General features: G+C 67.0%; 21 protein-coding genes. 12 read left to right on the top strand and 9 right to left on the bottom strand.

The window, feature by feature from the left end; translation table 11 throughout:
- Positions 1–2: 2 nt before the first annotated feature.
- From BLT68_RS08335 to BLT68_RS08325, 3 genes are all read right to left on the bottom strand, one after another.
- Complete coding sequence (locus tag BLT68_RS08335) at positions 3–704, bottom strand: FhaA domain-containing protein (protein WP_050695437.1); 702 nt, start codon at positions 702–704, stop codon at positions 3–5.
- A gap of 416 nt (positions 705–1,120) precedes the next feature.
- The gene (gene nrdF, locus BLT68_RS08330; RefSeq protein WP_050695436.1) at positions 1,121–2,083 is read right to left on the bottom strand and encodes a class 1b ribonucleoside-diphosphate reductase subunit beta; all 963 of its coding nucleotides are present in this window, start codon (positions 2,081–2,083) and stop codon (positions 1,121–1,123) included.
- 162 nt (positions 2,084–2,245) lie between these two features.
- A complete protein-coding gene (locus tag BLT68_RS08325; protein WP_074633638.1) occupies positions 2,246–2,542 on the bottom strand; it encodes a hypothetical protein in 297 nt (98 codons plus the stop codon).
- Positions 2,543–2,824: 282 nt separating this feature from the next.
- Between BLT68_RS08325 and BLT68_RS09265 the strand changes: the two genes are divergently transcribed.
- The 4 genes from BLT68_RS09265 (at position 2,825) to BLT68_RS08310 (ending at position 6,322) form a co-directional block, all read left to right on the top strand.
- A complete protein-coding gene (locus tag BLT68_RS09265; RefSeq protein ID WP_165603251.1) occupies positions 2,825–2,989 on the top strand; it encodes a hypothetical protein in 165 nt (54 codons plus the stop codon).
- A 75-nt stretch (positions 2,990–3,064) separates the two neighbouring features.
- Positions 3,065–3,640, top strand: coding sequence for a hypothetical protein (locus BLT68_RS08320; RefSeq protein ID WP_074633744.1), 576 nt, complete (start codon positions 3,065–3,067; stop codon positions 3,638–3,640).
- A 161-nt stretch (positions 3,641–3,801) separates the two neighbouring features.
- Positions 3,802–5,166 carry an ATP-binding protein gene (locus BLT68_RS08315; protein WP_074633637.1) on the top strand — a complete coding sequence of 455 codons (1,365 nt, stop codon included), beginning with the start codon at positions 3,802–3,804 and terminating at the stop codon, positions 5,164–5,166.
- Positions 5,167–5,242: 76 nt separating this feature from the next.
- A complete protein-coding gene (locus BLT68_RS08310) occupies positions 5,243–6,322 on the top strand; it encodes a tetratricopeptide repeat protein (protein ID WP_074633635.1) in 1,080 nt (359 codons plus the stop codon).
- A gap of 84 nt (positions 6,323–6,406) precedes the next feature.
- Here BLT68_RS08310 and BLT68_RS08305 read toward each other — a convergent pair whose 3' ends face one another.
- Positions 6,407–6,922 carry a hypothetical protein gene (locus BLT68_RS08305; protein ID WP_050695430.1) on the bottom strand — a complete coding sequence of 172 codons (516 nt, stop codon included), beginning with the start codon at positions 6,920–6,922 and terminating at the stop codon, positions 6,407–6,409.
- A gap of 33 nt (positions 6,923–6,955) precedes the next feature.
- Positions 6,956–8,266, bottom strand: a complete 1,311-nt coding sequence (locus BLT68_RS08300) for an alpha/beta fold hydrolase (RefSeq protein ID WP_050695429.1) — start codon at positions 8,264–8,266, stop codon at positions 6,956–6,958.
- A gap of 232 nt (positions 8,267–8,498) precedes the next feature.
- On the opposite strand from BLT68_RS08300, the gene BLT68_RS08295 reads away from it, so the two are divergent.
- Positions 8,499–9,095, top strand: coding sequence for a hypothetical protein (locus BLT68_RS08295; protein ID WP_232618738.1), 597 nt, complete (start codon positions 8,499–8,501; stop codon positions 9,093–9,095).
- A 5-nt stretch (positions 9,096–9,100) separates the two neighbouring features.
- Entirely contained in the window at positions 9,101–9,634 is a 534-nt protein-coding gene (locus BLT68_RS08290) for an OmpA family protein (RefSeq protein ID WP_074633632.1), read from the top strand.
- A gap of 56 nt (positions 9,635–9,690) precedes the next feature.
- Here BLT68_RS08290 and BLT68_RS08285 read toward each other — a convergent pair whose 3' ends face one another.
- The 4 genes from BLT68_RS08285 to BLT68_RS08270 all read right to left on the bottom strand — a co-directional run bounded on the left by BLT68_RS08285 (position 9,691) and on the right by BLT68_RS08270 (position 15,031).
- Positions 9,691–10,614, bottom strand: coding sequence for a sensor histidine kinase (locus tag BLT68_RS08285; RefSeq protein WP_050695426.1), 924 nt, complete (start codon positions 10,612–10,614; stop codon positions 9,691–9,693).
- Positions 10,611–11,363, bottom strand: a complete 753-nt coding sequence (locus BLT68_RS08280; protein ID WP_198482564.1) for a response regulator transcription factor — start codon at positions 11,361–11,363, stop codon at positions 10,611–10,613. The genes BLT68_RS08285 and BLT68_RS08280 overlap by 4 nt, the downstream gene beginning before the upstream one ends.
- A 189-nt stretch (positions 11,364–11,552) precedes the next feature.
- Entirely contained in the window at positions 11,553–12,491 is a 939-nt protein-coding gene (locus BLT68_RS08275; RefSeq protein WP_074633629.1) for an RNase H family protein, read from the bottom strand.
- A 104-nt stretch (positions 12,492–12,595) separates the two neighbouring features.
- A complete protein-coding gene (locus tag BLT68_RS08270) occupies positions 12,596–15,031 on the bottom strand; it encodes a S9 family peptidase (protein WP_074633742.1) in 2,436 nt (811 codons plus the stop codon).
- Positions 15,032–15,198: 167 nt separating this feature from the next.
- Here BLT68_RS08270 and BLT68_RS08265 point away from each other — a divergent pair, with 167 nt between their 5' ends.
- The 6 genes from BLT68_RS08265 to BLT68_RS09455 all read left to right on the top strand — a co-directional run bounded on the left by BLT68_RS08265 (position 15,199) and on the right by BLT68_RS09455 (position 20,968).
- Complete coding sequence (locus BLT68_RS08265; protein WP_131800105.1) at positions 15,199–15,642, top strand: GtrA family protein; 444 nt, start codon at positions 15,199–15,201, stop codon at positions 15,640–15,642.
- 28 nt (positions 15,643–15,670) lie between these two features.
- Entirely contained in the window at positions 15,671–16,603 is a 933-nt protein-coding gene (locus tag BLT68_RS08260; protein WP_074633626.1) for a patatin-like phospholipase family protein, read from the top strand.
- Between the two features lie 672 nt (positions 16,604–17,275).
- Positions 17,276–17,527 carry a glutaredoxin-like protein NrdH gene (gene nrdH, locus BLT68_RS08255; RefSeq protein ID WP_050695423.1) on the top strand — a complete coding sequence of 84 codons (252 nt, stop codon included), beginning with the start codon at positions 17,276–17,278 and terminating at the stop codon, positions 17,525–17,527.
- Between the two features lie 226 nt (positions 17,528–17,753).
- Positions 17,754–18,170, top strand: coding sequence for a class Ib ribonucleoside-diphosphate reductase assembly flavoprotein NrdI (gene nrdI, locus BLT68_RS08250; protein ID WP_050695422.1), 417 nt, complete (start codon positions 17,754–17,756; stop codon positions 18,168–18,170).
- The gene (gene nrdE / locus BLT68_RS08245; RefSeq protein ID WP_050695421.1) at positions 18,140–20,296 is read left to right on the top strand and encodes a class 1b ribonucleoside-diphosphate reductase subunit alpha; all 2,157 of its coding nucleotides are present in this window, start codon (positions 18,140–18,142) and stop codon (positions 20,294–20,296) included. The genes nrdI and nrdE overlap by 31 nt, the downstream gene beginning before the upstream one ends.
- Positions 20,297–20,683: 387 nt before the next feature.
- Positions 20,684–20,968, top strand: a complete 285-nt coding sequence (locus BLT68_RS09455) for a hypothetical protein (RefSeq protein WP_232618739.1) — start codon at positions 20,684–20,686, stop codon at positions 20,966–20,968.
- Positions 20,969–21,009: the final 41 nt, after the last annotated feature.

The following is a 21,009-nucleotide window of genomic DNA, read 5'->3' as shown; positions in this document are numbered from 1 at the left end:
CATTAAACTCCGCTCTGGTCTGGATGGGTCCAGAAGAGGATCTTGGTGCGTCCGATGACGATCTGGTTGCCGTCGAGCAGGGTTGCGGCGTCGATCCGGTGGCCTTCGACGAAGGATCCGTTGGTGGAGCCGAGGTCCGTGGCGATCACGCCGGAGGGGGTGATGCGCAGTTCGAGGTGGCGACGCGAGACGCCCGAGTCGTTGACAACGATGTCCGCCTCAGAGCCGCGCCCGATGACGGTGACGGGTTCGGTCAGCAGCCACTTGTCGCCGTCGATGTCGATGATGGGGTGTTCGGGGGATGCGGACGAGGCCGTGGCGGGCGCGGCGGGTCCCCTGCGGTTTTCTGCGTCAACCTTCAGGGTGCCGCTGGGTTCCGTGGCGTCTGCGACGAATTCGATCGTGACGGGTCCCAGGAGCGAGTAGCTGTTCGCCGAGGCGTGCTCGGTTGCCTGCTGGGCGAATTCGTCGGCGAGGACGTCCAGTGAGGCTTCGAGGGAGGACAGGTCGGCGCGCGAGGAGTAGACCGTGAAGTGGTTCGCGGCGATGATGCGCGTGGCGGAGACTTCCTGGACGGATTCGTCCATGGCGCGGCGGATCGCCGTGGTGATGTCCACGGGCTTGATCCCCGACCGAAACACGCGCGAGAAGGCGCCGTTGACGCCTCTCTCGACGGCGCTCTCGAAGCGGTCGAAGATGCTCATAGTCGTGCTCTCCTCATTCCCCCGCGCGGTGTGCGCGACGTACGATTTGGGTGGAAGCGAGGCCGCTCCCAGTCACAGTCTAGCCGCCGTGGCAAGTGCCGTGGCTCTATCTACTGGGATGTTTGCGTCGAGATGAGGTTTGTGCGCCCGCGTGCGAGGCGCGTCATGGCGGGGAATACCTCATAACGATGCGCCTGTGACTTCTGGTGTAATTGTTGCATATGTGATTGTAAGTGTGCGGGAGCAAACAAAGTCTGGCTCCGATCGGGCGTCCTCGTCGGCCCGGGTGAGTCCCGTCCAGGCGTCGGGCCTCTCGTGTTGGGCAGGCGGACGCGGGCGCGCCCGCAGAGGCGGACATACCCGCATCGGCGGATGCGCCGATGCCCGCGATCAGTTCACAGCGGGCCGGGCGGGGCTCAGAAGTTCCAGTCCTCGTCCTCGGTGTCCACGACCTCGCCCATCACATAGGACGAGCCGGAACCGGAGAAGAAGTCGTGGTTTTCGTCCGCGTTCGGGCTCAGGGCGGCCAGGATCGCCGGGTTCACGTCCGTCGCATCACGTGGGAACAGGGCCTCGTACCCCAGGTTCATGAGCGCCTTGTTCGCGTTGTAACGCAGGAACTTCTTCACGTCCTCTGTCAGGCCCAGCGGGTCGTACAGGTCTTCCGTGTACTGTTCCTCGTTCTCGTACAGCTCGTACAGCAGCGCGTACGTGTAGTCGCGCAGGTTGTCCTGGCGCTCCTGGCTGGATTCGTTCACGGCGAGCTGATACTTGTAGCCGATGTAGTATCCGTGGACGGCCTCGTCACGGATGATGAGGCGGATGAGATCAGCCGTGTTCGTCAGCTTCGCGTGAGCGCTCCAGTACATGGGCGCGTAGAAGCCCGAGTAGAACAGGAAGGATTCCAGCATGGTCGAGGCGACCTTGCGTTTTTCGGGGTCATTCCCGTCGTAATAGGACTTGACGATCTCGGCCTTTTTTTGCAGCGCCGCGTTTTCGTTCGACCAGCGGAAGGATTCGTTGATCTCCTCCGTGGACAACAGCGTCGAGAAGATCGACGAGTACGACTTCGCGTGCACCGATTCCATGAACGCGATGTTGGTGTAGACGGCCTCCTCGTGGGGGGTGCGCGCGTCCGGGATCAGCGACACGGCGCCGACCGTGCCCTGCAGGGTGTCCAGCAGCGTCAGCCCCGTGAACACGCGGTTCGTCATGAGTTGCTCGTCCTTGGTCAGGGTCTGCCAAGAGGGCAGGTCGTTGCTCAGCGGCACCTTTTCGGGCAGCCAGAAGTTACCCGTCAAACGGTCCCAGACCTCGAGGTCCTTCTCGTCTTGGATCTTGTTCCAGTTGATGGCCTCGAACACGGGCTCGTGCGCCATGGGCTCCTCCTGCTTCGCGTGGATCAAAAGACGAGGCTTGCGGCCCCGCGTGCGTATAGGGTCCAGGGTAGCGCCCGTGGGGCATGGCGTGGCTGTGGCGTCTCGCGCGTTTTACCGCTCCGGGGTCGGACGCGGGACGCGCCGCGGTCGGGGGCCTCATCTTTACATGGAGGGCCGCACAGGGTAGCGGTTGTTATACAGGTCGTTGTATCGCTGGATTTCGTGGAGCGCGTCGGCGGCCGCGTCGTCCGTGCACTGGAAATCGTGTGTGGCGGCCGACAGGCCCAGGCTGATTCCGTTTGCGATCCAGGCGACCTGGCTGATGGTGTTGTTCAGTGCGGCCAGGTGGCTGGTCAGGAGCACGTTGTGGGCGCTGCCGGTGGAAGGGGCGGGCGGGATGGGGATGTCCTTGAGCCGGGTGCTGATGAATCCACCGCCGAAACACTTGGGGGTGCTCATCGATTCACTCCAACGATACGGTGCTGCAACACTCGCCGGTGACGCGTTGCTTGCCGGGCAGCCTACTCCGACCGATCCCCTGTGTGCAACGCGGTGTCAAACATTGGACACGACCGATCGGGTGTCACAGGCTGGCCCGGGGTGCGCTGGCCGCGGTGTTCTCCTGCACCCGAGAGCTTATGAGGCCACCCGGGAGCCGCCCCTCGGCGTGCGGATCAGCAGCATCGCCCGAGCATAATACGCCTGCTCAGCCCGGGTGTGGGGCGCGCCCATCCTCCCGCGATGCCGCGAAAATCCTCACCCCTGGGCGCCTCGGCCGTGGCATTCGCGCGGGCGGTCGTTGTCGCCGGATCGGGTGCCGTCCGCAACACGGTCGCCGACACGGGATCGTCAACGGGTGGTCGGTGGCGGGTTCGCGTCGCATTTTGCCCGTATGCTGACCGTTAAAAATGTTACGGATTTGACACTTGACAATTTTCGGGAAAGGCGCGAAATATCAACAATCAACGATATGGTGTGAGGGTGAGATACAAATCCGCAGAATTCGATGCGACGCCCAGGCCCTACCGCTTGGGTAACGACAGGTTGCGTCGCTACAACCGCGTGCGGGCCGGACAAACGATCGCGGGACGCATCAATCTCGCCATCGTCGTCGTCACCGTCCTCCTCATCGTCTCTGTCAGCTCCATCATCGCCGTCGTCGAAATGGCCGCCATGCCAGAGCCGAGCACCCAAAAGTTCGCCCTCGCAGTCATCATCCTCATCACCGGGGGAGGCCTGGTTCTCCTGGCGCTCCTGGCTGCCCTCATGGTGACAGACCGGCAATGGCGCCGCGAATGGTCCGGGAACGAAGATCTGGTCATCTTTTCCGACTCCCACGTCGCGCTGCGCGCCGCCCGCGCCGACGGCTCCATCATGACCGCCTGCGCGCGCATGCAGCTGGCCTGGTTCGTCGGATTCCTGGCCGTCGCGGGTGTCGCCATCGCCGCCGAATCATCCATGCTGGCAGCCCTGGTTTCCCTGCCCCTGGCCATGGGGCTGATCAACGCGTGGCGCTCTTGGCAGGCGCAACGCCGCATCGTCGCCCGCACGCTGTAAAACGGTGTGTCAGCACACGCACCCCGGCCCCGCCCACGCCTCGGCGCGCCGCCGACCGGGAGCCCCTCGGGGCGGGGGCCGAGGACACTCATCCCCGGCGGGCATGCGCCCACCGGAGGGGCCCAAATTGTCCCGACCACACTGCGCGGTAGGCTGAATGTATGACGAACCCATTGATTGACTCCCTCACAACCATCGTCGCGGAGCGACCGCAGGACCTGCCGCTGCGCGAGCACCTGGCCGAGCTGCTCATCGCGGATGGGCGGGGCGCGGAAGCAGTCCCCCACCTGGGCGTTGTCCTGGCCTCACAGCCGAGCAACGAGCGCGCCGTCGCCCTCATGAGGCAAGCCATCGGTGCTCCCCATATGCCCCTAAGCACCAGCGGAGAAGAGGCCGCCGACGCCCCAGAGACGGGCCCAGGGAACTCCCCTGAGAGCGGCGCCCCGTTCGACGCGCCGGAGACGCAGAACCGGGAGGCGGCGGACGAGAGGCGACCGGCCGACAACACCGTCGAGGAGGCCACGGCCCAGGACTCAGAAGACTTCGACTGGGACAGCGCCGAGCAGCAGGTCGGGGGACCCGCACCGGCGTTCCTCCAAGGAAGCGAGCCCGAGCTGAACGACGGGACGGATGGGGGCAAAGACGGCGTGTGGGAGGTCGAGGCATCCACCGTCACCCTCGCCGACGTGGGCGGGATGCAGGCCGTCAAGGACCGCCTCGCAATGGCGTTCCTGGCGCCCCTGCGCAATCCGGAGATGCGTCGTCTCTACGGCAAGAGCCTCAAGGGCGGCCTCATGCTCTACGGACCCCCGGGATGCGGCAAGACGTACATTGCGCGAGCCCTCGCCGGCGAGATGGGGGCTTCCTTCATGAACATCACCCTCACCGACATCCTCGACCAGTACATTGGCAACTCGGAGGCGAATCTCCACTCCCTCTTCGAGACCGCCCGCGCCCACGCACCCGTGGTTCTCTTCCTCGACGAGATTGATGCGATCGGACAGAAGCGCAGCCAGTCGACCAGCTCCGGATGGCGGGGCGTCACCAACCAGCTGCTCACCGAGATGGACGGCATCGACGGCACGAACGAGGGGGTCTTTATCCTGGCCGCCACGAATGTCCCCTGGGACGTGGATCCGGCGTTGCGCAGGCCCGGTCGCTTCGATCGGTCCGTTGCGGTGCTGCCCCCGGATGAACCCGCCCGGCACGCGATCCTCCATCACCACCTGCGGTCACGTCCCGTGGAGGGGATCGACTTGGCACAGCTGGCGCGCCAGACCGCCGGTTTCACGGGCGCGGACCTGGCGCACCTGGCAGACAGCGCCGTCGAGTACGCGATGATGGACTCCCTGAAGACCGGCAACGTCCGCATGGTCACCATGCAGGACTTCAAGAAGGCCCTGAAGCAGGTGCGGCCCAGCGGCGGCCCCTGGTTTGCCACCGCCCGCAACATCGTCGCCTACGGAAATCGCGACGGGCAGTACGACGAACTCGCCGCCTACATGAAAGCCAACAAGCTGCTGTGAGCACGGTGCGCGGGTATGCCGCGCGCCCGTTCGGCCCCCGCTGACCAACGCCGCCCAACCACCCCGAGGAGGACCGATGCCAGCCGATGACGTCGCTCGCGCTCAGATCGAACGCGCCGAGGCGCTGATTAACCTCGGACGGGAGGAGCAGGCCATCGAACTGCTCGCAACCATCCCCCAGACCGATCCGGAACTGGTCGTCGACGTGAACTGCACCCTCGCCTTCGCTCACCTGAGGCTGAACCAGGGCGCCGAGGCCCATGCCAGCGCGAAACGCGCTGTCCAAGCCGCGCCCGACAGCAATGAGGCGCTGTACTGGTTGGCCGGCACAGAGTCCGACGCCGCGCTGGCGCTGGAGCACGCGTCCAGGTTGGTCGAACGCGCCCCGCAGTGGGGACCCTACCGCGCCCTCCACGCCCGCGTGCTCAGGGGGAACGGGCGGTCGGAGGAGGCGGAACGCGAGGCGCGCGAGGCCGTGCGCCTCGCCCCCGAGGACGTTTTCGTGCTCAACACCTGCGGTTTTGTGCTGCGTAGCTCCCATCCGGACGAGGCGTTGGAGGCATACGGCCGCATCCTTGAGATCGACCCCGGGGACACAGGCGCCCGAGAGGCTATCGCCAAGCTGAAGAGGGTCGATGACGCCGACGAGAGCAGCCGCCTGTACCGCGGGCTTTTGGAGACGAATCCCGAGCGCAGCCACTACGAGAGCCAGCTGCACTGGACACTATTCGGCAATCTGTTCACGCTATCCATCGGCTTGCAGATCGTATACGCGGCCGCTTGGCTGGCCGCGACAGTTTTTTATACGTTCGGCCATCGAACGGCGGCCCTCGTGTGCGGGATGCTGTGGTCGCTGCTAGGGACGCGCGTGATACTCCTGCAATGCAGGAAAGACGCTGCCAAGATCGCCGACGGCACGGAGACCTCCCCCCGCGAGGTGGTCGCGTCGGCGTTCAGGAGGCGTCCCGTCGGAATCTCCATCGCCGCGCTCTCGCTCGTATCGATCAACGTCACGCCCGCAGCGTGGGGCGCCTGGGGGCTCCTCGCTCCGGCCTCCTCCTGGTGGACGGCGGTGGGCGTGCCCATCCTCATCATCTTCTGCGGGTGGTTCGGCGCCATCGTCGCCTGGTTCACCGTGACAAAGCTGGGACGCTAAGGAGGCGCCAAAACAAGGTCCAGCCCAGGCGCGTCGCGGTCGCGAGCGGAGGCGACGAGGCGGGTGCGCGCGCCAGGCTGCGCCTCAGTCCTGAGTCCGCCTGCACGTGACGCACGCGGAGTCGGTGAGCGCCAGCGCGTCCAGCGCAGCCGCGAGTCCCCCGAGAAGGAGCCCCTGCCTGGTGTGGGCGAAACGGGCCCCGCGGGCGCGGCGCCGCTCCCCGCGACGGAACAACCAGCGTTCAACGGCGACCGTGAGGACCGCGGAGCCCACCACCGCGCCCCCAAGCACCGCCAGCTCGGCGGGCTGCGCCTCGGTCACACCCTCCAAAGGATCCTCGCCGGCGGTGGGCGTCCCCTCCGAGCAGTCCGCTTCCTCGTCGTCGTAGGGGGCCAGCTCCGGATCCCCTGGCATCATCGCCACCAGTGACCATCCGATCACCCCCAGCAATCCCGTCTTTACCACCCCGCGCAGCGGGCGCGAGCGCACGTAATCGGGCAGCGCATACCACGCAAAAGTGGCTCCGACGCCGGCCGCGAACCCGGCGATCCGGGTCGCGTTAGCGGCGATGGGGCAGGTGGATGAAGATGACGATGCCATGGCCGGTCCTTTCGATTGGGTGAATGTTCGACCTCAGTTGGCGATCAGGTCGAGCAGATGAGACACGACCGCGCCGCCGGAATAGGCGGAACCGTCGTGCTGGTATTCGTTCGTGATGTAGCAGCGTGCGCCCATCAACTCGCCCGTGTCCAGGGAGAGCTCGCGGGGCACGAACATGTCGTCGTAGTAGACGGCGGCCGCCACGGGCACCGTGTTGGTGGCCAGGACGTCCGGCAGGTACACGGGGGAGGCCTGGGTGGTGGAGGCCAGAATGTCGGCGGCGCCCTTGAGGGGAGCCAGGCCCGGGTCCTCCTCAAAGACGCGGCGCATGAAGTGTTCGCCCGTCAGATAGTACGGCTCCGAGGTGTCCAGTGGGTCCGCGTCCTTGGCGAATCCGGGCACCTCCTCCGCCAGGCGATCCGCCGCCCAGATTGTGGCCGTCCCCTCCAGGTCGGGCGTGGAACACGCGTAGATGTATTCCTGGAACACCCCGTAAATCGGTGCGACACCCACCTGTGCGCCGATAGCCTGAAGGAACTGCGAGGACAGGCGGCGCTGTCCGCCGACATGAGTCCACGGTCCCTCCAACAGGTAGTGCAGCTGGTCCGTGTTCGCCTGCCCGCCCAGCATCATGCCGATCATGCGCGCACGCGCGGGGCTCAGGCGCTCGCCGGTCGGCAGCGTCTCGACCTCGCCCGCCAGGTGCGCGCACAGCTCACGCACGGTACGTTCGTCGCCCGGGTGGCGCTGGAAGTACGCGCGGTTGCGGGCGGCCGTGCGCTCGTAAGTCAGGCGGTAGATGTCATCCACGTGGACCAGGCCGGGCAGCCCGCCCGTGATCAGGCTGGCCTTGAGGCCCTGGGGGGCCAGCGACAGGTACGATGTCGTGATGAATCCGCCGAAGGATTGGCCCAGCGTGGTCCACGGTTCATCCCCGCACAGCTCGTGGCGCAAGGCCTCGGCATCGTAGACGATCTGGTCCTGACGAAAGTGGCGCAGGTAGGCGGCCTTTTCCTGGTCGCTGCCCAGGGAACCGAGCGCCTGGGCGTCCATGCGTGTGGACTGGCCCGTGCCTCGTTGGTCCAGCAGGACCACCCGATAGTCCTGAAGGAGACGGTTTATCCAGCCGCCGCTAAAGGTGCCGAAGCGAGGGCTGGGATAGCCCGGGCCGCCCTGCAAGAACACCGCGTAGGGGGAGTCCTCGTTCCCCTTGCGCACGACCTCGCGCGCGAAAACCTGGATCGTCGGGTTGTCGCCCCCGGCTGGGCGCAGGTGGTCCAGGGGGACCTCCAGGCGGTGCTCATAGACCGTGTGGCCGCGGTGCAAATACGACTGTGTGTGCATGGACACGATTCTAGCGCGCCGCACCAGGCGGCACGGGGGTTCGAGGCGACGGTCCGGGCTTCTTTCCGCGTGATCCTGGGCCTGGCACGTTCCTGCCCCCGTCCTGGTTCCGGGTGTCGCGGGATTGCGACACTCTTGCGACCATATGGTCAAACGGTGCGGGTAGAGTTTTAACAACGGCGCTCGAAGCGTCGGAATGATGATGACGGAACAACACCGGAGGGTGATCAACATGAAGACGCAACGGAGCAAAAAAGCCCGCGGGGTGATCGCGGCCATGGCCGTGCTGCCCCTGGCACTTGGCATGAGCGCCTGCCAGTTCGGCCTGACCACGCAGTCAGGCGGCGACAAGGGCGGGTCTAACCCGGCCGCCTCGGAGTCGAACGGCTCCGCATCGTCCCAGGCGACGGGCGCCCCAAAGCCCCGCACCTCCCAGGTCCAGAGCACCTGGGAGGGCAGTATCAGCGGGAAGTCCTTCCGGGTGGACGTGAACGCGGTCGTCGTCAAGGACGGGGTCACGACGCTGACCATGACCTTCACGAACACCGGTTCCAAGGACATTTCCGCCTGGTATTACAGTTTCGGGGGCAATAAGATGCTCTCCGACGACGTGAAGCTCACCGATCCGCAGAACAACCTCGTCTACACGCCGGGGAAGGGTCCGGACAAGTCCTGCATGTGCAGCAAGCTCGAATCTACTTCTATGAGTCCGGGCGAGTCTCGGACGGTCTTCACGACGTTCAAGGGCCTGCCCGACGGGGTCAACGCCGTCACCGTGTCTGTCCCGAACGTTGCCCCCTTCGAGGGCATCCCGGTGACCAGGGAGTGAGTGCCATGACCGCGATGAGGAGGCGCGTGGGGGCCGCCGCGGCCCTCGCGCTCGCGGCCGCCGTCGGGGCGGGACCCGCCCTGGCCGCGGACGAAGTGACCGCGAACGCAATGACGATCGAGTTCCCCGACCCCGTCAAGGTCATCTTCTCTGTCGGCAGTGTTGACGGGGCGGTGGCGACCACGGAACAGAAGGACGCCACGGTCACCACCTTGTCGGGGGACGTGAACTTCGAGGTCGACTCCGACCAGCTGACCGCCCGGGCGAAACAGGTCCTCGATTCCCTGGCGTCCGACTGGTCCAAGGCCAAGCCCTCCAAGGTCTCCGTGACGGGACACACGGACTCGGTGGCCGACGACGCCCACAATCTCGACCTGTCGAAGCGGCGGGCGAAGGCCGTGGGCGACTACCTGAAGGGCAAGGTCTCCGGCCTGGCGGTCACGACCGACGGGAAGGGTGAATCCGAGCCCATCGGCGACAACGAGACCGACGAGGGGCGCGCCCAGAACCGGCGCGTCGAGATCCGCGCACAGAAGTGAGAACCCGCTCGCTGCACCCCGCCCCCACCAGCACGCCACTGGTGGGGGCGGGGTGTTCACAGCGGGGGCTGGGGAATCCTCGTCGGCGCGGCGCCCGCCTCGTCGGGCAGCGGCAGGGTCATGACGACACTGGTCCCCACGCCCTCGCGAGACGTCAGGCGCACGTGCCCGCCGTGCCGCTCGATGACCAGGCGCACGAGTGCCAATCCCAGCCCCGACCCGGAGCGCCCTGCCGCGTTCGACCCGCGCGCCAGCTCCGCCCACACGGACTCACGCTCCGCCTCGGGAACCCCAATCCCCGTGTCGGCCACCTCGATGCTTACCCCGTCCTCCGAATGGCTGGCGCGCACCTCGATGCTGTCGCCCTCGCCGGAGTACTTCACGGCGTTAAGCACGACGTTCTGGATGGCGGAATACAACAAGTCTGCGTCCCCGACGACGCGGGGCAACGGCCACGGCGCGGTCGGGAAGGCCAGGGTGAAGCTGCGCGCATCCCCCACGCACGAGCGCGCGGCCTCCACGGCGTCGCGCACCGTCTCCTCCAGGTCCACCCGCTCGCGCTCCATAGGCGCGGAGGACAGGTCAGCCAGCTTGCGCAGATCCGTGATGAGCATGCCCATCCGCCGCGCCTGGGCCGACACCAGCGCCGACGCCTCGTCGTCGCCCGAGGCGGTGGCCGCCAGGATCGCCGTCAGGGGATTCTTTAACTCGTGGTCCAGGCGCGCCAGGAACTGCCGGTGCTTCAGGTCACGGCGCGCGTCCGCCTCGGCGGCCCCAGCCAGGCGCGCCTGCGAGAGTGCGGAGGAGACGAGCACCACCCCCACGGCCGCGGCCGACACCAGGACACCGACGAATGCCAGGACGGTGTGCAGGGGCACGGACGACCACACCTCCAGACCCGAGCCGACCAACCACCACACCAGGGCGCAGGGGACGGCGATGGCGGCGGGCGCCAGGCACCACAGGATCCGGTTCCTCATTGGTCGACCTTTCCGATAAACCGGTACCCCACGGAGGGAACGGTTTCGATGAATACCGGATCGGTGGGGTCCTCCCCCAGGGCCGCGCGGATTTCGCGGATCCGGTGATCGACCGCGCGCGTGGACGAGGCGAAGTCGATCCCCCACAGCACCGACAGCAGGCGCTCGCGGGTGTGGAGCTCGCCCGGGTGCGTCATCAGGTAGTCCAGGAGCCCCATCGCCTTGGGGGTCAGTTCCAGTTCCCGGTCAGACAGGAAGGCGCGCCTGGAGAGGCGGTCGAGCACCAGGTCGCCGCTCGTGACGCGCTCGGAGGCCGACAGGGGGCGCGGCGTGTGCAGGGAGCGGCGCAGCACGGCGCGGATACGCGAGACCAGCTCCTGGGGGTCGAAGGGTTTGGACAGGTAGTCGTCGGCGCCCTCGTCCAGCGCGGCTGAGCGCTCGAAGGAGGTGTCGATCTGCGTGAGCAGGATGACCGGGGTCCACGTGCCCCCCGCCCGAATCCGGCGCACCATTTCGCGCCCGTCCATGCGGGGCATCATGATGTCGGAAACGACGATATCGGGGTGGAGCCTGCCGTGGGCGGCCAGCCCCTCCTCCCCGTCGCGGGCAGTGTGGACCGTGAAACCCGAGCGGCGCAGAAAGGGCGCGAGGCCATCGACGATGGCGGCCTCGTCGTCAACCAGCAGGACCGTTGCCGGGGTACCCTCCGCGGGTCCCATTGGGGGAGGCGTTCCGGTACGCGTCGTCACGGCTGTTCTCCTCGGGCTCCGACTGCGATCAGGTGGGCGCCCGCGGGGATGGGTCGGGCGCTGCCTTTCAGGGTAGGCGACGCGCTCGGTGCTTGTCTACGGCCCTCCCCCGGGTGCCGCGACATTGACCCGGGCGGTATGGCCCTCCAGTTGCCCCGCGCGGGAGTACGCCCCGCGGATGGTCATCGCTCAGCCGATCAGCGTCGATTGGTGGTGCACCATGACCAGGCGGTCGCCGCCCGCATCGTCCGCCGGTGCCCACACGCTGGACTCCAGGGACGCGCCGCCCTCCCAGCGCACGCGGTAGCGGGCCAGGAAAGCGCCCCCCAGATCCTGCACGTCGATGCGGCCCACCGACGGCGAGGCCGGGGCGGGACCCGCCAGGGTCGTCGTGGCCGAGCCGCCTGGCCAGATGCGAGTCGTGCGCGCGTCAGTCATCCCCGCCAGCGCCCCCTCATCCCCGTCGGTCCACGCCAGGATGAACGCCCTCTCCCGGGCGACCACCTCACCGGCGCTGAGCAAACCCGAGGGAGCGGAGTCAGTGGGGGAAGCCGAGGGAGCGGGCGCGTCCCCGTCAGCCGCGTTGGGGCCGTCCGCCGCGGTGACTGCGTCTGAAGTGGCCTGGTCCCCCCGTGCGGTCTCCTGCGTGGCTCCCGATGTGGCCCCACCCCTAAATCCCGGCCCCGGCTCGGGCGTTCTCCCCTCCCGGTAGGCCTGCGCGCACGCGCGCGCCAGGTCGTCGGCCCGCTCGTTCATGGGGTGCCCCGCGTGCCCCTTCACCCACTCGAAGGTGACGCGGCGGCCTTCCATGGCGCGGTCGATCTCTTGGATGAGCTCCAGGTTCTTGATGGGCTTCTTGTCGGCCTTCGTCCAGCCGCGCTTCTTCCAGCCCAGGCGCCACTTGGACACGACGTTGATCGCGTACCGCGAGTCCGCCAGGATGTGCAGGTCTTCGCCGGTGTGGGCCGTGGCCTGCATCAGGCGCAGGATCGCGGTCAGCTCGCCCAAGTTGTTGGTGCCCTGGTGCCACCCCCCCGCGTCCCATCTGTCTTCGTCCACGTACCAGGCCCACCCCGCGGGCCCGGGGTTACCCAGGGAGGAACCGTCCGCCGCCGCCGTAATCGTCATGCCATCATCCTATCGGCATCCCCTCGTGCGGATCGCGGGGCGGTGAGGGGGCGGGAGGACCAGGCGTGGGCGGCGTGGCGGAGTGCCTGGCTCTCGCCAGGCCCTCACCGCGTGATGCCCACCTGGCCGAGCGCGAAGGCGAACTCCTCGCAGCGCGCCGCCCACCGCTCCTCGCGCCCGGACGGGCCGGCGTGCCCGGCGACCATCTCGGTGCGCAAGATGATGGGCCGCTCGCGCGGGTCGCGCGCGGGCAGGAGCCCGCCCCTTTCACGCGCACCGGTCAGCTCGGCCCCGGCCTCCCCGCTCACGCTGGCCGCCACGCTCGCCCCGGCCTCCCCCGTTGGGGCCTCGGCCTCGTCCGTGGAGGCAACCACCTGGCCGGTTGCCTCGCGCAGGCGCTGCACCCACTTGGTGGGCTCGACGAACTCCACCCGCGTGTCGTTGACCGAGGTCGTCGCCATGATCGCGGGCAGGAGCGCGCCGTCGGGCACGTTCTCATACGGCGTGTAGCGGCTCATCGCGTCAAAAACGGCGCGCGAGGTGACGGGATTTCCCCATTCCTCCCACTCGCCGACGGTGAGCGGCAGGGACGCATCCAGGATCGTCGTCAGCGCGTCCACGAAGGGCACGCCCGCCAGGACCGCGCGGAAGCGGTCGGGCGCCGCGTTGACGACAGCGCCCATGAGGAGCCCCCCGGCGCTGCGGCCCTCGGCGACCAGGCGCCCGGGCGCAACCCACCCGGACTCAACCAGCCAGTCCGCCACGTCGATAAAGTCCGTGAAAGTGTGCTCCTTGACCAGCTCCTTGCCATCCTCGTACCAGGCGCGACCCATCTCACCCCCGCCGCGCACGTGGGCGATCGCGTAGACGGCGCGCCGCAGGATCGGCAGGCGCAGCGTCTCGAACTCGGGGTCGTAGCTGGCCTCGTAGGAGCCATACCCGATCTGCCAGCCCGCGTGCGTCCCGTCGGGCAGAGCGTCGCGGTGGTGGACCAGGGTCACGGGGATGCGGGTCGCCCCGTCGCGCGCCAGGACCCACACTCGCTCCTCAACGTACTCGGCGGGGTCCCAGCCGGGGGCCGCCTGGACGCGCAGGGTCCGCACGCCCAGCTCTCCCCGGGGCGCGGCCTGGCCTCCCTGGGGCAGTGTCACCTCGGCGACGGTGGGGGGAACGGTTTGCGACTGGTATTCGACGCGCAGGGGGTCCTCCCACGGGGTGGGCACGGTCGCGATGGTGCGCACCGGCGCGGACACGCGGACGCGCCGCCACGAGGGGGTGCTCTCGCGCGTATCCCACACGTCAACCTGCGTGAGCGAGCCGGAACGCAGCGTCAGGGCCACACAGGCGGAGTGCGCCTCGACGTCGATGATGCGCTCGGCCTGGCCGGCGCTGCGCAGCGGCTCCCACGTGTCAAAGGGCGTCAGGGGCGCGGGCTCGGGACCCGGCAGGGGAGTGCCGGGCGCGCGGCACCCCAGGGCAGCGCGGCTGAAGGCATCGGTGGAGGCGACCCCCAAAGCGGCCAACGCATCCGCGTCGCCGCCACCGGGCAGGGGCGCCCGTGCCAGGGACCCCTCCTGGGTCCACCCCGTGTGCACGATGTAGAGGCTATCCCCGGCGGACTCGGCGGACATCAGGGTGCGCGGACGCGCCCCGGCCAGAGGCAGGGGACGCACGCGCGGATGGTCGGGGAGCCACAGCCACGCGCGCCCCGCCGTCGAGGACGACGAGTGGATGATGACGTGGCCTGGGAACCCCGAGGGTGCGAACCCCATCTCGAAGCCCTCGTCCGCCTCAACCAGCAGCAGCTCGTCAGCCGAGGCGTCGGTGCCCACCCGGTGCCACCACACGTCGCACGCGCGCCACGCCCCGTTAACGCCCATGTAAATGAAAGATCGCGAATCCTGCGCCCACGCGAAGCCGTAGCCCGCGTCGGTGACGGCCTGGTCGATGATGCGCCCCGAGGCTTCCTGGATGACCCACGCGTAACGTTCGTCGCCGCTGGTGTCCCGCGCCCACGCGATCAGCCGCCCGTCGGGGGAGGGGCTCAGGTCCGCGATGCGGAAAAACTGCTGGCCGCGCGCCCACTCGTTCTCGTCGATCAGGAGCTCCTCGCCGGCGACGGGGACGCCCGGGAGGGGGACCAGGGGCAGGACAGCCCCGGACTGGTCGCGCTCAACGGGGGCGCGGTGGTGCGTCGCATAGGACTGGCCCTGCGCGAAACGCCGGAAATACCAGTAGTCACCCCGGCGGATCGGCGCGGTCGCGTCCGTGAGGGCGGTCGCCGCCTTCACCTCCTCCACCAGGCCCCGCGCCGCCTCGCGTGTCGGCTCCGTGACGGTGTCCGCCCACGCGTTCTCCGCGTCCAGGTGGGCGCGCACCCGCGGATCCTCCGCGTCGCGCAGCCAATCCCACGGGTCATCAAAACGCTGCCCGAAGTGGTCTCGCACGCGGTACCCATAACGCTTGGGGGCAACCGGGGGAGCCTGGATTGGCGAGGCAGCGGCCGCCCCGCGCTGGTTCGTGTCCGTCATGGGGACCATCATAGGTGGGCGCCCGAGCCGGGCGACAATGCGAAAGCGCGGCGCGAGCGTGCGACACTGGAAGGGTGAGTGGAACACAGCACCAGCCGCGCGGGGAAACCACCGCGATCGCAGCCCCGATCCCCGACCAGGGGAGCGTCCGGGACCGGGGCACCCCGGCCTCGTCAATGAACCTCACCGAACGGGCCCTGGCCTGGGTGCGCGAGTTCATCCAATTCGGCCTGGTCGGAGCCACCGCGTACGTCGTTGACGCCGGACTGTTCAACCTCCTCCAACACGGCCCGCTCGCCGTCCTTTCCGGTCACCCCAACACCGCTCAATTCGTCGCCGCCGCGACCGCCACGGCGTACTCGTGGATCGCCAACCGGCTGTGGACCTACCGCGGGCGCACCCGCGACAACGCCACTCGCGAAGCCGTCCTGTTCTTTTTCGCCAACGCCTGCGGAATCGGCATCTCCCAGTTCTGCCTCCTCTTTACCCACCACATCCTGGGCCTGACCTCCGCGCTCGCCGACAACGTTGCCGCCTACGTCGTCGGATTCGCGCTGGGAACCGCCTTCCGCTTCTTCTTCTACCACTACGTGGTCTTTACCGGGCGTACGCGAGCGTAGGTCAGTTGCCGGGCGGTAGGGTCGAAGCGTGAAGGAAATCCCAGAGCACTACCCGACCCCCCAGCGGTCCATCGACACGATGGTCACCATCGACGACACCGCCATCGTCTTTGAAGGCGGGGGGATGCGCAACGCCTACACCGCCGCGCTGGTCGCCCGGCTCATCGCCGAAGGCATTAACTTTCCCCACGTCTCCGGCGTCTCCGCGGGAGCCAGCCACCTGTGCAACTTCACCTCCCGCGACGCATCCCGCTCGCACGCGACCTTCGTCGACCTGGTTGACGACCCCGAATTCGGCGGGCTCAGGCACTTCCGCAAGGGTCACGGCTACTTCAACGCCGAATACATCTACCAGCGGATCTGCTACCCCGACGGCGCCTTCCCCTTCAACATGGATGCCTTCCTGGCGAACCCCGCGGCCACCTGCGTTGCCGCCTTCAATGCCTCGCGCGGTCAGGTGCGCTGGTTTACCAAGCAGGAGATGCGCGGCCTGGACCAGCTGGGCCCCATCGTGCGCGCCTCCTCCACCCTGCCCGTCCTCATGCCCCCCGTAGAAATCGACGGCGACACATACGTCGATGGCGCGCTGGGACCCAACGGTGGCCTCCCCTTTGACCAGCCCCTGCGCGAGGGCTACCGCAAGCTCCTGGTCGTCCTCACCCGCCCCCGCGACTACGTGAAAAACCCCATGTCCGCCAGCGTCGGGGCCCTCCTGCGCGCCACCTACCGGTCCTACCCCGCCGTTTACGAGGGCGTCGCCCGCCGCCCCGACCGCTACAACGCGGGGCGACGCTTCCTTTTCAAGCTCGAGGAACGCGGGCAGGCCTACGTGTTTGCGCCCGACAACCTGTGGATCAACAACACCGAGTCCCGGCGCGAACGTCTGGAAGCCACCTACCGGGCTGGCCTGGTCCAAGCCGTGCGCGAGATGCCAGCGATCAAGGCGTTCCTGGGGATGTAGGGTCCGGCCGTTGGTTTTCGGGCCGATCTGTTTGTTTGTTGCAGGTGCGCGTGGGCCGGTAACTGTGCTCGCGCTGCGGCATCATGAAACCCGCGTCGCCCCTGCGTGCAAGTAAAGCGGCGAATCGGGTGGATTCACGCATGCGGGGGCGGTGGCGGTTTCACTCGGCTCGGCGAAGCCCCAGGCCCTAGATGTAGTGGCGCTCGGCGGCCAACGACCCCTATATGTGGGGATGCGACACGCCCGAGCGCCATATTGATAGGTGTGACGCTCGACAACTTTTGGGCGATTGTCGGGTGGTTATGCACAGGGTGGTGAAGGCGCCGTCCACAGCCTTCGCTGGGGCCTGTCGGCTGCGTGGCGCAGCGGTGGAGTGCCGCCGGGTTGGCGACAACTCCCGTGTTTGCGCGCATCCGCGTTCCCCTCCCCGGGGCTGCGGCAAGCCCCTGGGCGAGGTCGCTGATCCCGGTCGCTCGCTCCGTCCACAAAATGTTCACCCCTCCTCCACAGTTGGGAGTGTGACACAACATCTAGGGGTCGCTTGCGCACCGGGCCACGAGGTGTAGTGTTGTGGTGTTCGCGGCGACGAGCCGCAGGGAAGCCCGCGAGGGCAGAAAAGAAAGCCCTCAAGGGAAGCAAACGTACGGCCTCAGGCCGCAAGGAGACACGAACATGTCGATCACCGTTTACTCGAAGCCCCGCTGCCCCCAGTGCGACGCCACCTACCGCGCCCTCGACAAGCAGGGCGTCTCTTACGAAAAGATCGACGTCACCCAGGACGCTGACTCCCTGGCCTTCATTAAGGGCCTCGGCTACCAGCAGGCCCCCGTCGTCGTGGCGGGCGAAGATCACTGGTCCGGCTTCCGCCCCGACCGCATCAAGGCCGTCGCCGTGGCCGCAGCCCCCCTGGCCCTGCAGGCCTGAGCCGCGCCGAAAGTCCCGGCTGTCAGGCCGGGACTTTCGTGTATCCGCGCCGTTTTCGGCCAGGCTGTCGCGCGGATTCTGCGAGGGCCGCGAGAACCCGTTTTCGGCGGTACGCCCGCGGCTGCGTCGATCAGCCCACACGGGACACGCGCCCCAGACGCGCGCGCCCCCTCCTCGTCAATGAGACACTGGAAGCCCACCGACCCGACAAGCTGGAAGGACCATCATGGGCAGCGTCGTCTACTTTTCGTCGGCGACGGGCAACACCCGTCGCTTCGTCGAGAAACTCGGCATCCCGGCCGCGCGCATCCCGCTGCTGCCCAGGGAGGATCCGTTGCGCGTCAGCGAGGAATACGTGCTGATCGTGCCCACGTACGGCGGCGGGAATATCAGGGGAGCGGTGCCGAAACAGGTCATCAAGTTCCTGAACGACCCCGACAACCGGGCCCTGTGCAGGGGCGTCATCTCGTCGGGAAATACCAACTTCGGCAAGGCCTACTGCATCGCGGGCGACATCATCGCGGCCAAGCTGGGGGTTCCCCACATGTATAAGTTCGAGCTCCTCGGCACGTCCGAGGATGTCTCCAGAGTTCGCGAAGGACTGGAACAGTTTTGGCAGAAAACTACACCGACACGGGCGTAGAAGAGGCTCCCTCACCGGAGCTGGACTACCACGCGCTGAACGCGCAGCTTAACCTGTACGACGCGGACGGGCGCATCCAATTCGACGCGGATCGTGCGGCTGCCCGCCAGTATTTCCTGCAGCACGTCAACCAGAACACGGTGTTCTTCCACGACCTGGAGGAGAAGCTGAAGTACCTGGTGGACGAGGGCTACTACGAACGCCACGTCCTGGACCAGTACGAATTCGCCGACATCAAGGAGCTGTACAAGCGGGCCTACGCCCACAAGTTCCGTTTCCCCACGTTCCTGGGCGCGTTCAAGTACTACACCTCCTACACGCTCAAGACCTTCGACGGCAAACGCTACCTGGAGCGCTTCGAGGACCGCGTGACGATGGTGTCCATGTACCTGGCGCGCGGTGACATTGAGCTGGCTCGCCAGTTCGTGGATGAGATCATGGCCGGCCGCTTCCAGCCCGCGACCCCGACTTTCCTGAACGCGGGCAAGGCGGCGCGCGGCGAACTGGTCAGCTGCTTCCTGCTGCGCATCGAGGACAACATGGAGTCGATCGCGCGCGGCATCAACTCGGCGCTGCAGCTGTCCAAGCGTGGCGGCGGCGTCGCCCTGCAGCTGACGAACCTGCGCGAGTCGGGCGCCCCCATTAAGAGGATCCAGAACCAGTCCAGCGGCGTCGTCCCGGTCATGAAGCTGCTGGAGGACTCCTTCTCTTACGCCAACCAGCTGGGGGCCCGCCAGGGCGCCGGCGCCGTGTACCTGCATGCCCACCACCCGGACATCATGGCGTTCCTGGACACGAAGCGTGAGAACGCGGACGAGAAGATCCGCATCAAGACCCTCTCCCTGGGCGTGGTCATCCCGGATATTACATTCGAGCTGGCCCGTAAGAACGAGGACATGTACCTCTTCAGCCCCTACGACGTGGAGCGCGTGTACGGGGTGCCGTTCTCTGAAATCTCGGTGACGGAGAAATACCACGAGATGGTGGACGACGGTCGCATTCACAAAAAGAAGATCAACGCGCGTCGATTCTTCCAGACGATCGCGGAGATTCAGTTCGAGTCCGGCTACCCGTACATCGTCTTCGAGGACACGGTGAACGCGGCGAACCCGATCAAGGGCCGCATCACGATGTCGAACCTGTGCTCGGAGATCCTGCAGGTCTCGGAGGCCTCGACATATAACGATGACCTGTCGTATTCGCACGTGGGCAAGGACATTTCCTGCAACCTGGGCTCGCTCAACATCGCCAAGACCATGGATTCCCCGGACTTCTCCAAGACGATCGAGACGGCTGTCCGAGGGTTGACGGCCGTGTCGGACCTGTCGGACATCGGCGCGGTGCCGTCGATCGCCCGCGGCAACGCGATGAGCCACGCCATCGGCCTGGGGCAGATGAACCTGCACGGGTACCTGGCGCGCGAGCACGTGCACTACGGGAGCGAGGAGGCCCTCGACTTCACGAACATGTACTTCATGACGGTGCTTTTCGAGGCGATCAAGGCGTCGTGCACGATCGCGCGCGAGCGCAAGGAGCGTTTCGAGGGCTTCGAGGACTCGACGTACGCGTCCGGCGAGTTCTTCCGCAAGTACATCGACGAGGCGTGGGAGCCGACCACGGACAGGTGCCGCGAGCTGCTTGCGGCCTCGTCGATTCAGGTGCCGACCCGGCAGGATTGGGAGGCGCTGGCGGCGGACGTGGCGCGTTACGGCATGTACAACCAGAACCTGCAGGCGGTTCCTCCGACGGGTTCCATTTCGTACATCAATAATTCGACATCCTCGATTCACCCGATCGTTTCCCGCGTGGAGATCCGCAAGGAAGGTAAGATCGGCCGCGTCTATTACCCGGCGCCCTACATGTCGAACGAGAACCTGGAGTACTACCAGGACGCGTACGAGATCGGTCCGGAGAAGATCATTGACACGTACGCGGTGGCCACCCAGCACGTGGATCAGGGCCTGTCGCTCACGCTGTTCTACCCGGACACGGTGACGACGCGCGACCTGAACAAGTCCTACATTTACGCGTGGAGGAAGGGCATTAAGACCCTGTACTACATGCGCTTGCGCCAGATGGCCCTGGAAGGCACGGCGGTTGAGGGCTGCGTGTCGTGCATGCTGTGAGACTGACTCAGTTTGCGGTGGCGCGGGGGCTGATTTTCGGCCCCCGCGCTGCCTTTTGGCAAAACAGGTCGGGGCCGGGATGGGTGAGGGTGGGCGAACGTCTGGTTCTACGTTCGGTTTTTCTGAATCTACCTCGTATGATGGGGGAGGTATATTTCCCCTATCCGACCGGAGTAAGCGATGAGCGACCCCACGAATCCCTATGGCAACCAGCCTGGCGCGCAGCCCCCGTACGGCAGTCAGCCTGGCGCGCAGCCCCCGTACGGACAGCCCGGTGCACAGCCCCCATACGGCAGCCAGCCTGGTGGGCAGGCATCTTACGGTAGTCAGCCTGGCGCGCAGCCCCCGTACGGCCAGTCCTACGGTCAGCCCGCGTACGGACAGCCCATGTATTCCATCAATCCCGCCGTTGAGCGTGTCCGCTCGAACGCGTCGACGGTGCGCATCATGGGGTTCGTGAGCCTTCTTATCCTGGGTCCGTTTCTGTCGGTGCCGGCCTGGATCTGGGGCAATAGCCTGATGAACGAGGCCCGCTCGCTCGGCGCCCCCGCGGACGTGATGAACGACCTCAGGGGAGCACGCACGACGGCGATGGTGTGCGCCATTATCGAGCTGGCCGGTTTTATCCTCATCTTCATGCTGGCCTTCCTCGGGGCCCTTCTCGACAGCTGATCGGTGATGCCACGTGACGGGATCATGGTCCCGTGAGCGAA

It is taken from the genome of Schaalia meyeri (assembly GCF_900105015.1).
GTDB classification, from domain to species: domain Bacteria; phylum Actinomycetota; class Actinomycetes; order Actinomycetales; family Actinomycetaceae; genus Pauljensenia; species Pauljensenia meyeri.
The sequence above is the reverse complement of the archived record's forward strand: the minus strand, read 5'-3'. Positions and strand labels throughout refer to the sequence as shown.